Origin of the sequence: Vibrio sp. 2-2(8) (genome assembly GCF_963888495.1) — a bacterium.
Taxonomy (GTDB): Bacteria; Pseudomonadota; Gammaproteobacteria; order Enterobacterales; family Vibrionaceae; genus Vibrio; species Vibrio anguillarum.
This window is the reverse complement of the sequence record NZ_CAWPJM010000033.1, coordinates 24,888-40,057: the sequence shown is the minus strand read 5'-3', so window position 1 is coordinate 40,057 and position 15,170 is coordinate 24,888. Positions and strand designations below refer to the sequence as shown.

The following is a 15,170-nucleotide window of genomic DNA, read 5'->3' as shown; positions in this document are numbered from 1 at the left end:
GATTAAGACTATTGCATAACCAATATAAAATGAGGAAACTATCTCTGTTTTTTATAAACTGAGATTTCCTCTTTATGAGTAGTCCACGACTTCGCGTTCAATTTGAATCCTTATTTGAGCACTTTAACGGCCAAGATGTTGGTGTCCAGCTAGAAGAGATCACCGAGATCCTTTTCTGCACACGCCGTAATGCGCGTATTGTTCTAAATAAAATGGAGGATGAAGGCTGGATAGAATGGCGTCCTGCGGCGGGGCGTGGAAAATTATCCGATCTCATTTTTAAACGTAGTCGCAGTGATGTCAGTGAAAACCTTGCGCGTCGATACTTAGATGAAGGTAAAATTGGCCATGCATTTTCGGTACTGGATCAAGATGCGGCGAAACTGACGCAAGTGATCCAAAGCTATCTTGGTGTTCAGCATCAAGAAGGTCTGCAAGTCATACGGTTGCCTTATTATCGCCCGCTTTCAATGCTAAACCCGCTAAAATCCATGCGTCGATCTGAGCAACATATCGTAATGCAAATTTTTAGTGGGCTAACGCGGCTAGATGAATATGAACAGCTGCAGCCAGATCTCGCTCATACATGGGAATCGGTGACAGCAACACATTGGCGTTTTTATCTTCGCCCAGGGGTTCGTTTCCACAATGGTGATTTGCTTACCACCGACGGTGTTATCCAAAGTTTGTGGGAATTGCGATTTCTGAACTTATTCTCCCATCTTGATAGGATCAGCTCGCCCTCCAACTGGGTTATCGATATCTTTTTACAAAAAGCGGATAGTCGCTTACCGCTTCTTTTATCTGAGTCATGTGCCAAGATTTTACTACCAGAGTCCAATCGTAGTGATAATTTTGATTTAATGCCGATTGGTACTGGCCCTTACAAAGTCATTTTAAATGATGAAAAACGCTTAGTTTTGCAAGCGTTTGATGGATATTTTGGATTTAGGCCTTTGTTAGACCGGGTCGAAGTGTGGGTGATTGACGAAGTACATTCTTCGATGGTTTTTCCTAGCTTATCGCATCCGATAAAAACAAAGCGAGGTTCATTTACAGAAGACGTGGATCTTGATCCTGGCTGTACTTACTTGTTACTCAATCGAAAAAATGGCGTCGCCGCGGATGTAAATTGGGCTCGCTACCTCACCAATAAGCTCAGTACTCTCAACCTATTTCGTCAATTACCAGAAGACAAAGTGGTCGAGTTGGGGGTGTTACCTGCTTATGGCCTGAAACCGGGCTGGTATCATCAGTCATCGGGAGATGTTGCCGCCACACCGCCGGGTGAGCGTTCGATCACCATTGCATATCATGCTCAGCACCCCATGTTTCCAAGCTTAGTGAAAACAATACAACAGCTGTTAAAAGAAGATGGGATTTCGGTGGAGCTTGTTAAATATGATTTGACGGTTGAAGACACCGATGCTGTCGATGTTTGGGTCAAACCGATGGGAATTGCCAACCATAGAGAAGATGCGTTAGCAGGATGGTTACTTGATTACAGTGATATCGAGCATTTAAGCCGCGCTGAAGATTTTTCGTATTGGTGCCAGTTAGTGGATGAATGGCGCGCCGATCCAAATGCCATATTTCCGGCCAAAGAGATTGGCAAGTCTTTGATAGAAAAACAGCAAGTTATCCCGATGTTCCACTGTTGGTTAGGGATAAGCAAAGATCAATGTGGTGCATTACAAAACGCGAAATGCAACGCGTTAGGCTGGTTTGATTTTAGCAATGTTTGGGTTAAACCAGAGTTATAACAAATCACAGTGATAGCCAAACAACTTGGAGTTACAAGTAGGCGGCTTGTCAGTGGCCGATAAAATAAGCTAAGACTAAACAGCAGAATCTAAATTATCCGTTGTTGCCGTCATTTCTGGCGGCAACAAGTATCAGGAGCTATGACGTTGGTTTGATTACGCCGCAGCTAACAACTTCTGTTGATGAGCCAAGTATTCATCGTACGTACCTTGGAAGTAGACCAACTGTTTGTTTTTCACATCAATGATCGAAGTGGCCAGCGAAGAGACAAACTCGCGATCGTGGCTAACAAAAATCAGTGTCCCCGTGTAGGACTTTAGCGCGTTATTGAGCGCCTCAATCGCTTCCATATCCATGTGGTTGGTTGGCTCGTCCATGATCAGCACGTTGATATCTTGCATCATTAGTTTGCCAAATAGCAGACGGTTCTTCTCACCACCCGAGCAGTTTCTTGCTTTCTTATTCACATCATCAGCTGTAAAGAGTAGTCGGCCAAGAATGGCTCGCACCATCAAATCATCATGTTTTACGGTGCGCCACTGCGAGATCCAATCAAAGATAGTCAGATCGTTATCAAAATCGACAGTACTGTCTTGAGGGCAATAGCCAATTGAGGCATTCTCAGACCACTTCACCACACCTTGGTTGGCCTGCAGCTCTTTGACTAAGCAGCGTAGAAAGGTCGTTTTACCGACGCCGTTTTCACCAATTACCGCCAAACGCGAGCCCGCCTCAAGCAGCAGATTGCCACCGTTGAAGAGCTGTTCATCGTCAAAAGCGTGGCCTAGATTTTGTAGTTCAAGTGCAAGACGATGCAGTTTCTTACCTTCACCAAAATCAATCGAAGGACTGATGCGGCTTGAGGATTTCACTTCATCAAGCTTGATCTTGTCCATTTTTTTTGCGCGTGAGCTAGCCTGTTTTGCTTTTGAAGCATTGGCACCAAAGCGGTTAACGAAGTCTTGCAGTTCGTTGATCTCGGCCGCTTTTTTCGCGTTGCCAGAGAGTAACTGCTCTCGAATCAAGCTTGACGCTTCAAGAAAATACTCATAATTACCCGGATAAATACGCAGTTCACCGTAATCAATATCAGCCATATGGGTACACACTGAGTTCAAAAAGTGACGGTCATGGGAAATAATGATCATGGTGCATTTACGCTGATTAAGTTCTTCAGCCAACCAACCAATGGTGTGGATGTCTAAGTTGTTGGTTGGCTCATCGAGCAGCAAAATATCTGGGTTGGCAAACAAGGCTTGCGCCAACAAAACGCGCAGTTTCCAACCAGGAGCCACTTGCTGCATCAAACCAAAATGAAACGATTCCTCAATACCCGCTTTCAACAAAATATCTCCCGCGCGACTTTCGGCGGTGTAACCATCCATTTCAGCGTATTCGCTCTCAAGCTCGGCGACTTTCATGCCGTCGGCTTCGCTCATCTCGGCTAATGAATAAATGCGGTCACGCTCTTGCTTGATCTCCCATAGTTTACGGTCACCCATAATCACGGCATCAATTACCGTATACTGTTCGAAAGCAAACTGATCTTGGCTCAGCACACCCAATTTTAGCCCTGGTGTAATGGAGACGTTGCCTGAGCTGGGAGTTAACGCGCCACTCAAGATCTTCATGAACGTCGATTTACCACAGCCGTTAGCGCCAATCAAACCGTAGCGATTGCCGTTACCGAATTTTGCAGAAATGTTTTCAAATAAAGGCTCAGCGCCAAATTGCATGGTGATATTTGCGGTAGAGATCAAGAGAGTTTTCCTAGGTATTCAGTTTAGCGAATCAGTGATGTGCAGACGCCAAATCAGCAGAACATAAACAATGGTTAAATAGGCGGCGAATTATACAGAGTTATTACAAAAAGAACAGATGTGAGAGATAGCTCACAGACGGAAATTGCTCAACGTCGAATTGCCTATCGTTATTGGGGAGAAATGGGTGAATAAAAAACACGCTTCACCACATTTTACAGAATGCAGACTAGTATATGTGCATTCACTTTTATCATTAAAGGGATTTTAACAAGGTGCCACCAACTCACTGTAGCCCGTTTGATTATCAAATTCTCGCTCAAACACTAAGTCAGGGTAGGAATGTAAAATCAGCTCTGCGGTAGTATTGACAAGACAACCATCTAAAAGATGACCACCGATCACTTTGCCTGTTTTATCTGCAACCGCAATGTGCAAGTGTTGATGAGATGCGGTTAGCGTGCCTATCAAAGAGACAATTTCAAATGCATCAACAAGGTGTAGCTCTGAAGAGCCATCAGCGAGGCGGATGCGCACTTCAGATAGGCACCCGACACAAGAAGCGATGTTACCCGCTTGTATGTTCTCTTGCTTTATCAACGCGGCAATGGATTGCTTTAAGTCGTGGCCTTTTATTAAGCGAGACACTGTCACTTTTATCATAGATAATTCGTTATAAAATTATGGGTTATGTTTAGTTTATCGTGCATGAGAGTTTACGTCTAAAGAGATTACTGCTTATATCCTTGTTGAGACACAAAGTGGCAATTTTGCTATTTGCTTAAATCCGTTGAGTAACGCCCGTCATTTCACCGAGGAGCCTAAGAATGATTGAACTGTATACCGCCGCAACGCCGAATGGTCAGAAAATCTCCATTGCATTAGAAGAAATGGGGTTGCCATACAAGGTCAACGCTTTTGATCTTTCAACCAATCAGCAAAAAGAGCCTGAGTTTACGGCCATCAATCCGAATGGACGCATTCCCGCAATTGTAGATAAAGATAACGATGATTTTCCAGTATTTGAATCTGGGGCAATTTTGCTTTACTTGGCAGAAAAAACGGGAAAATTTCTGCCCGTAGATCCGAAAGCCCGCTCTCAAGTGATCCAATGGTTAATGTTTCAAATGGGAGGCGTAGGGCCGATGATGGGACAAGCGAACGTCTTCTTTCGTTACTTTCCAGAAAAAATACAACCTGCCATTGATCGTTACCAAAAAGAAGGGCGACGTCTATTTGAAGTCATGGATAGCCAATTAGAGCATCACCGTTATCTTGCGGGTGATGAATACACCATCGCCGATATCGCAACATGGCCATGGGTGAGAATTTACGAATGGAGTGGCATTAATATTGACGGGCTCGAGCACCTACAACGTTGGTTGGCGGAAATCGCGCAACGCCCTGCAGTGATTAAGGGGCTTACCGTGCCACCACCAAGTCAAGAAAGCGATGAACAGCGAGCGGAACGCATTCAGAAAATGGTGACAAGGTAACCTGAGTGATGTGTGTATGACAAAACGGTGGGCTTATAAGTTCAGTTGAAGTATTTAACTGTGGTTCCTAATTTGTGCATTTAGCATTACACTGCGTGAAAATTCGTGATAAGAAAAACGTAATGATTAACGATAAAGACACATTAGAAAACGAAGAAATTGAAATAGAGGCGATTGGTATTGAAGTTTCGTCGCAACCTATTGAGCTTTATAAGGTGTTAAAGATTGCTAACCTGGTGGATGGTGGCGGGCAAGCAAAATTCCTGATTAGCGATGGTTACGTGGCAGTCAATGGAGAACTTGAAACTCGAAAACGACGTAAAATGTACAATGGGGATTTTCTTGAATTTAACCAGGAGTACTACGTTGTATTGTGTGATCAACCCGTGACTGAAGTACCTGAAACTGATGTGACGTCGGTAGTGGCAGCAACAAATGTGCCTAAGCCGAAGCAAAAGGCGTCAAAAACCAAACCGGCTAGAAATAAGCCGACGACCACAAAGAAAGAGAACTCCGATGCACCTAACAGCAAAGATGCTGAAAGTGGCCGTAACTCAATAGATTTTTTCTAATTTTCTGTTTTTTAATGATCTGATAAATAGACGGGAGCGATATGGCTCCCGTCTTTTATTCAGCGCCATTCGTCATTTGTCGTCGAACCGCTATTTAACCCATTAGGATCATCATCAAAAGGGTGTTGTGCCTTATACAGTAACACTTCCAACTGATGTTCTAACTGATTGACTGTCTCATAGTCACCTTCAGAACAGGCTACATAAATTTGTTGTTCTAGTGCTTCAATGCTGTCGCGTATGGTCATTTGGCACCTCTCATCTCACCCATTAAAGGTGACGTTTATCTGTTTTCAAATCTATTGTAGTCAAGTAAACCAGATTCGACAGGTTGATTTTTTCGATACCATGCATGAACTTTATCGCTGAACGGCCAAAACTTCGAAGAACTGCGGCGAATGGCGAACCTATCGAGCAACTTAACGTAGTCCTGCTCATTTTGCATTTTACTCAATAGCATCACCAATTCTGCGATCTCGTGTTCATGCAGTGACAAATAAGCAGAAGGGTAACTGCCAATGACACCTCTCACTAGAGTCAAATCATCATTCGCTGGGTCACGGTTGCTTTGTTCATCAAATAGACTTGAAATATTGAGATGGGCGTTATTGTGTAACAAAGTAAACAGTTGATCCTCTCCGTTTTCAGCCGTGATCATCAACATCATAATTTGTGGCACAGCCAACAACCCTTCACCTTTGATCTTATTAATGCTATTTAACATCTGTTCACTACGCTTTGAAAAACCAGTGTCAATTATCGAATAACGATTTGATAACACAGGTTGAAGCTCAGACTTCAAAAGATCAAACAACTCAGATTTTGGATCTTGCGTATGGTAAACAATACTGGTCGGTTGATCAAAAGGGGCAACGTTACGTTGCAAAAAGTCACTGAGTTGAGTGCTTTGATTTTGATACCAACTTGACTGCTCTTGGTGCCTTATCTCTCTAGGCAGCAGAGAGACAAAATTACTTTCACCTTCAAGACGCAGAAAATCCATAAACATGCGAGTAATGAGCTGGTGGCCGAAATTGCCGTAAACATCAAAACCCGCCACCAGTAAATAATGGATTCTTTCTAGTAGCGCATAGTCTAAAACCCATGCTGTTTTGGGTTTTTCTCCCACCAAACCTTGCACTACCGATGCACTATCGAAATGCCTAAAAATAGTCAGTGCCGCATTCGGGTTATAGCCATCACCCATCCACAGTACATCCGTGGTTAAGTTCTCGCCATTTTTGAACCACTGATTAGTAAATTCAGACTTTGCTTTCAAATAACGTGCTTGTTGATGCGCATAACGGACCCAATGAGTAATAGGCAACGTGTTACTTTCCAACTCGCTTGGCAGTTTTAGATTCGCGGCTTGCGATCGATAAAATTGATTCACTTCGGGTAAATCAGCTTTCTCTGGGTCTAAAAAGAACACCCAAAAATGGTCGTTAATAACATTCAGGGCTAGCTGGCCACGACACACTGGTCCTTTGATAAAAGCCATGATGGTGTTTTGAGCATTGTCTAACATAAATCGAAAGCGTGCTTTAACCGGAAGGGCATCAAATGCCGTCATCGGATTGGCGGCAACTTCAATATCATAGCTAGGCAAAACCGAGACTTGATAATTAGGCCGAATGAACCATGCCTGCCAATCATCTAGACGTTTTTTATTCAACGCATAGGGTAAATGAGTTTTATCTACGATACTGCCTTGCTCAGGGATCAAACGGTAGTAGACGCGTTCTACACCAGGATTATCGTAAGGACGCCTTGTCGCAATTCGGTTAACAGGCTCGCCCGGGGGCGTTGTCGAACGTATCAAAGTGAAAAATCTAGGCTGACCAGCAAGTTCAGAAAAATAAAGGTGAGAAAGAAAAAGATGCTCGTAGATATAACGAGCCATTAACTGATTCTTTGCTGTACCTTTATTTAAAAAGTTTTCGTATTGCGCAACCGATTTCTCCTGATCAGAAGTGAGCGGAATATGGCCATTCATGATTGCGCCATCTCTTAGCCACGTGAGTAGCGTATTGTATTCAAGAGGGCTAAGATTTGGCATGCCATAAGGCATTCCCCACGTTGGGTGATCTTGTTTGTACTGTCCGTACTCTTCAATTGTTGGACAAACTTGTTCGCGATCTATCGAAAAATCAAAACCTTTTAGCTGATCTTGTTCTGGTAACGGATGTTCCTCTTTTTGCATTAATAATTTCGCGACTAATCCTGCTTCTAGATTCGCGGTAGGCGTTTGAGATCTCTCGTTCAGCACAGGATGAAAACCAAAATCTCGCCACTGCTCTGTGTATTGTGCATCTTCAAACAAACGGGTAGAAGCCGACGCCGTCAGGCGCGTACCATGATAAACCAACGCTTTACTGGCTCCACGATCAATCCCTTCAACTGAAGACATTTTTAGCTGGCAGGGCGCATCATAACAGGCGTGACAGACCACGCAGCGTTGATCGATGATGGGTTTAACATCATTTAAAAAGAAAGAGGCTTCTTTTGAATCTACTGGCGATTGTCTTGACTGAACGCTTGCTTCACCAAACAGTTGGTCATAGTTCAAGCCCGCATACATTGCACATCCTGAAAAAAACACGATGCTAAGAATAATAAGTCGATGAAAAGACATAACATGAGAAATTTAGGAATATTTGTCCCAATTAAAGCAAAGATTAACAAAATGCACCACAAAACGATGAAAATAGCGCATTAGGGATGATAAATCACCCGAGTGGAATAAACGCCACAACTGAACGCACAATGCTCAATTTAGGGTTATAAGACGAGTATACGGTAGACTCGCATTGGCTATACGCATTTAATAAACCCATTGAACCCGCTATAGTTAAACGAAGAAAATTTTGAGGAGTCAAAGGATGAAACTCTCGATATCAGGGAAGTTGCAATTAAGTTTTTTATTGCTGGTGGTGCTTCTTATCATTTCGACCTTTTTTACCTATCGCAGTATTACGCAAGTCGAAACTCACACCAATTCATTGCTGCAAACGGATCTGCCAACCGTGAATACTAGCCGAAATATTCAGCAGTCGATGCAAGAGGTTATTTCAACGTTACGCGCCTATTTATTGGTGGGTTCTCAAAGTGCAGTGGGTACAACGCAACTGACAAAACTTGAAACTATTATTGGACAGATGGACACAACGGTACCGATATTAGAAACGCTGATTCTCAGTGAGCAATACACCGCGATCATAAGCGAATGGGCTGCAATCAAAGCGCATATCCAAGGCATCGTATTACTGAGCCAAAGTGAGGATAATTTACCTGCCCACACATTATTCATTAACGAGGCCGCCCCCATAGCAGAAGTTGCCCTTGACCAGTTACAAGGGCTGATTAACGACGAGTCGACTAACAAAGAAGGAGGGGAGCGGAAACGTCTCTTTAAATTGTATGCTGACAGCTATAATTCGTTAGCTAATGCACTGGCATCGTTGCGAGATTTCTTACTGTATGCGAAGCCTGAACATCTCGAAAAATATCAAGACCTGATTAACTCTCATAACCAATCTGTTGCTGAAATTGTGGAAAAGTCCTCTTTGCTATCGGATGATGAACAGAGTCTTTGGTCATTATTTAATGAGATGCAGCAGCTTTATTTCCCACTCGCACAGCAGGTGATTGCGATACGCCAATCTGAGCAATGGAACGGCGTCAATCAAAAAATGGCCACACAACTTATGCCTGCCGTAGATAAAATGACTAACCGTCTTGAAGATGTTATCGCCACTCAACAATCAAAAGCAGAGCAAAGTGGCGAAAGGATGAGTCGTAGCATTAGTAATGTGATTAACGTGTTATTTATCATGATTGCCGTGACTGTTTCAGTTGCTGTTTTGCTTTCCAATTACTTAGGTAAGAATATCGGCCGCAGAGTGAGTCGAATCGGAAAGAGAGCCGAAATCATTGCGGCAGGAGATGTCTCTCAACCAGCACTTTTGTGTGAAGGTAGCGACGAGCTATCTCAGCTTACCGCCGCGATAAACAATATGAACAACTCACTGCGAACGATCGTTCAGGGAGTCAGTACCAAAGCGCAACAGGTCAGTCAAAACATGGATGAGCTTCTGAACTATAACTCAAACACTCGGCAGCAAGTACAGCAGCAGCGAGCAAGTATTGAGCAGGTTACAGTACGTTTGAGCGATGTGGCGCAGTATTCTATGGCGACCGCAGAAAAAGCTGAACAATCTACGCAATCTCTTTTGTTATCACAAAATGAGCTCAAAGAGGGAGCCTCGGCGCTAGAACAAAATAGAAAGAGTATTGATAAGCTTGATCAAACCATACAAAAGGCAACGCAATTGGTGCTCGATCTTAGTCGAGAAAGCGAATCGATTGGGCGTGTGACCGAAGTAATAGAGGGATTAGCGGAACAAACTAACCTTCTGGCCTTAAATGCGGCGATTGAGGCCGCAAGAGCCGGAGAATATGGACGAGGCTTTGCTGTGGTAGCGGATGAAGTTAGGCTGCTGGCGACTCGAACCACTCAATCAACCACAGAAATTAACACTATTATAAACGCCATACAGTCAGCGACTGCGGCTGTGGTCAATGAAATTAACATGAGTCAGAACCTTGCCAATGAAGGTGCGGCGCAGACCATCCACGCCTTCAACAAAATGATGGACGTACAAGGAAAAATAACGGCGTTAGATAAGGAAATGCACCAGTTATCCTCGGCGGCCGATCTGCAACAACAATCAACACACCAAATGACTCAATTCATGCAAGAGGTTGTCAATTCGGTGGAAAGTGTGGCAAGTATTAGCCAAATCTCAAACCAAACGTCAGCGCAAGTAAAAGATAATGTCACTGTACTCAATCAAGAAATGGAAAAGTTCAAAATTTAAACGCAAGAGTAGATATGCAATTGATTTAAAAACAACCAAAAGCACACAAATCTCAACCAATTGAATTTACTTTGTTTATTTACTGTTCGCTTGAACGGGTTTTGATAAAAAATGGGTTTTCTTTTTTGCTAACTGTGGCATAGTGACAGCGTCAATTCGGTGCGCGGGCATCGTATAATGGCTATTACCTCAGCCTTCCAAGCTGATGATGCGGGTTCGATTCCCGCTGCCCGCTCCAATATTCTCGTATTTATCCAGTCTACTAGAAACAAAAAATCCACCCTAGAAAGAGTGGATTAGAGTCGTTCTTTTTAAAAATTTAAACGGGACTGACGCTCTCTGCTTGTGGCCCTTTTTGACCATCAGTGATTACAAAACTCACCTTTTGGCCATCGACTAAGTTGCGGCGCCCTTCACCTGTAATAGCGGAAAAATGTACAAATACATCTTTGCTGCCATTATCTGGGGTAATAAAGCCAAAACCTTTATCTTGGTTGAACCACTTTACAATTCCGTTTACTTTTTCACTCATAATCTTACTCTTGCTATGTTGTTTTGACGTTGCGAAACAGTTGCAACATGAATAACTTAACCAAAGTATTTTGCACAATCTAATGAAGTTTCTGTGAATGTGATGTACGCCTTGTTGAATATCAAATTTTGCGATTTCTATACCAAAATGTGATGCATTAAATCAAGGTAACTGTTCATACTTCAACTCTATTTCTGCCATTTTGTTTAGCTTTATAGAGCGCTTGATCCGCAATTTTTAACACTGCTTCAGGTTTTTCTGAGGCGTAGCTATCAGCAACGCCAATACTAACCGTAATAGAGACAAGATTTGATGGTGTTTTCTGCTCACGCTTCTTGGAACCGAGCTTATCGTCTTTTGGTCTGTCTTCTGCGTTCCTAATGACCATTTGGTACTGTTCAATATCTTTGCGAAGCAAATCTAAGTAGATTGCAGCTTGCTGTGCATTTTTTCCTTTAAATAGGATGGTAAACTCTTCACCACCGTAGCGATAAACACGTGCGTTTCCTTGAGTCAGCAATAAACGGCTAGCAATCAACTTAAGCACATCATCACCAGTGTCATGACCATAGCGATCATTGAACTGCTTAAAATGGTCTATATCTAGCATCGCTATCGCATATTTTTTGCCTAAGTATTTGATGTCAAGATCTAAGGCGTGGCGACCTGGGATACCCGTTAAGCGATCAATAAACGCCATTTTATGACCCGCCGAAATTAGATATAAGATCAATAAAACCCCGGCTAGAGAGAAAAGTGTGCTTGAGATATAACTCACGTGGAAAAAAATAAAGGTGACGGAGGAGAGTAAAATACTGGCGTAAATGCTGGTGTCTAAGATCTGGTTTCGCGTGAGCACAAATATTGCGGAGACCCCAATTAATGCCAAGAGGTACATCACCAACAAAAATGGCAATTTCGATATTTTCGGTATAGTTACTAAAAAAACTTGGCTAAAATTCTCAAATCCGCCATCACTGACGTACATCAAAGTAACAACGGCCCAAAACATTAACAGCAGCAAAATAGCGATGTATAAGCCATAAGTTTTACTCAATACAGTAGCATTACTTCCTAACGCATAGGGCACTAAACACAAAACGGGTAATAACAAACTTAATAACGAAAGCTCTAGCAAGGTTGTTCCCGTAGAAAGGGGCATCTGTAAACGCCACTGGATGATTGCGTAGGCCACCATCATCGCTGTCGAGATCATAGCCAAACGCCCTTGCTTAAAAATGTGTCCTAATGCAATTGCTACCGTGAAAAGAATATAAGGTAGGTTACTAGTGAAGCCAATATTGGCGCTAGTGATCAGAATGACGTTTTCCATCCCCAACATAATGGCTATTAGCAACCCTATTGGGAATAAGAATCGAAACCAATGAGATGATACAAAACTTGTCGGCATTAATAATACAAATATGACCTTTGTGGCATTTAAAATTAAAATTGATAATAAGGCCCATAGCATACTTTTATTTAATAGATTGCCAAGCTTTTTGCTAGACTTACTAAATGAAAGCGAGCACTTGAACAAAGTTTAGACGACAACGCATCTAAAAGTTGTATAAAATCACCAAGGTACGCTAAGTTGTTACTGCTAAGTTCTATCTAAATATTTTGATTAGTACGAAGAGGAAGGAGTGTAAGGATGCAAATCAGTGTTGATGTACATAATTACATGGAAACACTTGTCGGACGCGTATTGGCTGAAGATAAGTATGTAAATCACTATGATAATGAGCAGCTTGCCGATCTTGCTTGCTTATCCCTTGCTCAATTGAGACCGATCTATATTCGATACGACATAGATTTTCTCTCTGCGCTACCTGAAGAAAAATTGGTCATACTTAAAGAGAATGCACAAGTTGCCGTTGAATCGGCGGAAAGCATGATCGTTAATGATCGACGTAGACACAGAGAAGATGATATTCCTATCATTCTAGGCCAATTGCGCTTTGACGATAACTTAGAACTAGAGTGGTTCGAGAAGCCGATTATTGAAACAAACAAGTCTTAAAGGAGTTCTTGTGGGATTTTTTTCTCGTTTATTTAATCAAGGGTCAGGCAATGACTCAAAAATGAAGCTTTTAGATCCCATTGAATATAAAGGTTTTTTAATTTACCAAGATGCAATGTCTGAATCAGGGCAATATCGTGTCGCTGGTAAAATTAGTAAAGATGTTAATGGTGAAATATGTACTCACCGTTTTATCCGCTCCGATGTCGTAGCTAGTAAAAGCGACGCTGATGAGCTTATGCTTAAAAAAGCAAAAATGCTCATCGATCAGATGGGCGAGAAAATCTTTTCCTAACATCGTCCAACTTGATAAAAATCATAATGAATATCCTCATTAGTCGATACCCTTATTCATTGAGTAAAATACATGGCTAATATCCTGTTTTTATAGAGCTTTGTGATAAGTGGTTCGACCTCTGCTTTGTTTGGATGTCGTTGTGTTTTTGTCTTTCACCTATGACAATCACTCATTACTTAACCTTATATGTAATAGCATTTTGTATTTTTATTACAAACTGCTTGCAGTTATGCTGGTGGTTAGATAAAAACAGAATAATCATTGTGCCAATAGTCAAGGAATAACTATGCAAATTGGTGTACCAAAAGAGACCCTTACGGGTGAAACACGGGTTGCAGCTTCACCGAGTTCGGTAGCGCAATTAATCAAACTAGGCTTCGACGTCTCCATTGAAACTCAAGCTGGGGTTTTAGCCAGTTTTGATGATGCGGCTTTTGAGGCGGCTGGTGCCACGATTGTTTCGACACAAGATGTTTGGAATTCAGACATTATCTTGAAGGTCAATGCGCCGATTGTTGATGAAAAACAATCGATTGATGAGGTTGCTTTGATCAAAGAAGGGGCAAGCCTAATCAGTTTTATCTGGCCTGCACAAAACCCAGAATTGATGGAACAGTTATCAAGTAAAAAAATCAACGTGCTGGCGATGGACTCAGTGCCGAGAATATCCAGAGCACAAGCTTTAGACGCTTTGTCATCAATGGCTAACATTGCTGGCTACCGCGCTGTTGTTGAAGCTGCACATGAATTTGGCCGCTTCTTTACAGGGCAAATTACCGCAGCGGGCAAAGTCCCGCCGGCAAAAGTACTGGTTGCTGGAGCTGGCGTTGCTGGCCTCGCTGCTATCGGTGCCGCAGGAAGTTTGGGGGCAATTGTACGAGCTTTTGATGTTCGCCCAGAAGTAAAAGAACAAGTTCAATCAATGGGTGCAGAGTTTTTGGAAGTCGATTTCCAAGAAACGGCTGGTTCAGGCGATGGTTACGCCAAAGAGATGTCTGACGACTTTAATAAAAAGGCCGCTGAACTGTATGCAGCGCAAGCTAAAGATGTCGACATCATTATCACGACGGCTTTGATCCCTGGACGTCCAGCCCCTAAGCTTATCACCAAAGAGATGGTCGACAGTATGAGCGCTGGTAGCGTGATCGTCGATCTTGCAGCTGCAAACGGGGGGAACTGTGAATACACGGTTGCCGATCAGGTGATTACAACCGCCAATGGTGTGAAAGTGGTCGGTTATACTGATATGGTTGGCCGCTTACCAACACAATCCTCTCAATTATATTCAACAAACATCGTTAACTTGCTGAAATTGTTATGCAAGGAAAAAGATGGGTCCATCAATATTGACTTTGAAGACGTTGTTTTACGTGGTGTGACGGTCGTGAAAGAAGGCGAAATAACGTGGCCAGCACCACCGATCCAAGTCTCTGCGCAACCGCAAGTCAAGACCGCACCAACTAGACCTGAACCCAAAAAACAAGAACCCGTTTCTGCGACGAAAAAAATTACTGGCTTAGTTGCTGCCGTTGGCGCTTTTGCTTGGATCGCATCGGTCGCACCTGCGGCTTTTTTAAGCCATTTCACCGTTTTTGTTTTAGCGTGTGTTGTGGGTTACTACGTCGTTTGGAATGTTACTCATGCTTTACATACTCCTTTGATGTCCGTTACCAATGCAATTTCCGGCATTATTGTGGTCGGAGCTTTATTGCAGATAGGTCAAGGGAGTGGTGTGGTCACTTTCCTCGCGTTTATCGCTGTTTTAATTGCAAGCATTAACATCTTTGGTGGTTTTACAGTCACCAAACGTATGCTTGAAATGTTCCGTAAAGACTAAGGGAGTAA

13 protein-coding genes and 1 tRNA gene are annotated in these 15,170 nt (G+C 42.7%); 8 read left to right on the top strand and 6 right to left on the bottom strand.

Annotation, left to right across the window (positions count from 1 at the left end):
- Positions 1-74: 74 nt before the first annotated feature.
- A complete protein-coding gene (locus AACV12_RS09430; RefSeq protein WP_017046920.1) occupies positions 75-1,763 on the top strand; it encodes an SgrR family transcriptional regulator in 1,689 nt (562 codons plus the stop codon).
- A gap of 156 nt (positions 1,764-1,919) precedes the next feature.
- Here the strand turns inward: AACV12_RS09430 and AACV12_RS09425 are convergent, their stop codons facing one another.
- Both AACV12_RS09425 and AACV12_RS09420 read right to left on the bottom strand, forming a co-directional pair.
- On the bottom strand, positions 1,920-3,524 hold the full coding sequence (locus tag AACV12_RS09425; protein WP_013867813.1) for an ABC-F family ATPase: 1,605 nt from the start codon (positions 3,522-3,524) through the stop codon (positions 1,920-1,922).
- Between the two features lie 267 nt (positions 3,525-3,791).
- Positions 3,792-4,187 (bottom strand): PPC domain-containing DNA-binding protein, encoded by a 396-nt coding sequence (locus tag AACV12_RS09420; RefSeq protein ID WP_017042825.1) that lies wholly within the window; start codon positions 4,185-4,187, stop codon positions 3,792-3,794.
- Positions 4,188-4,351: 164 nt separating this feature from the next.
- Between AACV12_RS09420 and AACV12_RS09415 the strand changes: the two genes are divergently transcribed.
- A complete protein-coding gene (locus AACV12_RS09415; RefSeq protein ID WP_013867809.1) occupies positions 4,352-5,020 on the top strand; it encodes a glutathione S-transferase family protein in 669 nt (222 codons plus the stop codon).
- 74 nt (positions 5,021-5,094) lie between these two features.
- Positions 5,095-5,592 carry an RNA-binding S4 domain-containing protein gene (locus AACV12_RS09410; RefSeq protein ID WP_170900228.1) on the top strand — a complete coding sequence of 166 codons (498 nt, stop codon included), beginning with the start codon at positions 5,095-5,097 and terminating at the stop codon, positions 5,590-5,592.
- 59 nt (positions 5,593-5,651) lie between these two features.
- Here the strand turns inward: AACV12_RS09410 and AACV12_RS09405 are convergent, their stop codons facing one another.
- Both AACV12_RS09405 and AACV12_RS09400 read right to left on the bottom strand, forming a co-directional pair.
- Positions 5,652-5,840, bottom strand: a complete 189-nt coding sequence (locus tag AACV12_RS09405) for a hypothetical protein (protein WP_013867807.1) — start codon at positions 5,838-5,840, stop codon at positions 5,652-5,654.
- A gap of 35 nt (positions 5,841-5,875) precedes the next feature.
- Positions 5,876-8,227, bottom strand: a complete 2,352-nt coding sequence (locus AACV12_RS09400) for a fatty acid cis/trans isomerase (protein ID WP_170900227.1) — start codon at positions 8,225-8,227, stop codon at positions 5,876-5,878.
- A 247-nt stretch (positions 8,228-8,474) separates the two neighbouring features.
- Between AACV12_RS09400 and AACV12_RS09395 the strand changes: the two genes are divergently transcribed.
- Both AACV12_RS09395 and AACV12_RS09390 read left to right on the top strand, forming a co-directional pair.
- The gene (locus tag AACV12_RS09395) at positions 8,475-10,472 is read left to right on the top strand and encodes a methyl-accepting chemotaxis protein (protein WP_249371332.1); all 1,998 of its coding nucleotides are present in this window, start codon (positions 8,475-8,477) and stop codon (positions 10,470-10,472) included.
- A 163-nt stretch (positions 10,473-10,635) separates the two neighbouring features.
- Positions 10,636-10,710 (top strand) — tRNA-Gly (locus tag AACV12_RS09390).
- Positions 10,711-10,791: 81 nt separating this feature from the next.
- Here AACV12_RS09390 and AACV12_RS09385 read toward each other — a convergent pair.
- Both AACV12_RS09385 and AACV12_RS09380 read right to left on the bottom strand, forming a co-directional pair.
- Entirely contained in the window at positions 10,792-11,004 is a 213-nt protein-coding gene (locus AACV12_RS09385; protein WP_013867804.1) for a cold-shock protein, read from the bottom strand.
- Between the two features lie 175 nt (positions 11,005-11,179).
- On the bottom strand, positions 11,180-12,544 hold the full coding sequence (locus AACV12_RS09380) for a GGDEF domain-containing protein (protein WP_170900225.1): 1,365 nt from the start codon (positions 12,542-12,544) through the stop codon (positions 11,180-11,182).
- A gap of 114 nt (positions 12,545-12,658) precedes the next feature.
- On the opposite strand from AACV12_RS09380, the gene AACV12_RS09375 reads away from it, so the two are divergent.
- The 3 genes from AACV12_RS09375 to AACV12_RS09365 all read left to right on the top strand — a co-directional run bounded on the left by AACV12_RS09375 (position 12,659) and on the right by AACV12_RS09365 (position 15,162).
- A complete protein-coding gene (locus AACV12_RS09375) occupies positions 12,659-13,027 on the top strand; it encodes a late competence development ComFB family protein (protein WP_013867802.1) in 369 nt (122 codons plus the stop codon).
- A 10-nt stretch (positions 13,028-13,037) separates the two neighbouring features.
- Positions 13,038-13,322 (top strand): HlyU family transcriptional regulator, encoded by a 285-nt coding sequence (locus tag AACV12_RS09370; protein ID WP_026027783.1) that lies wholly within the window; start codon positions 13,038-13,040, stop codon positions 13,320-13,322.
- A 289-nt stretch (positions 13,323-13,611) separates the two neighbouring features.
- Positions 13,612-15,162, top strand: coding sequence for a Re/Si-specific NAD(P)(+) transhydrogenase subunit alpha (locus tag AACV12_RS09365; RefSeq protein ID WP_013867800.1), 1,551 nt, complete (start codon positions 13,612-13,614; stop codon positions 15,160-15,162).
- The last annotated feature ends 8 nt before the right edge of the window (positions 15,163-15,170 follow it).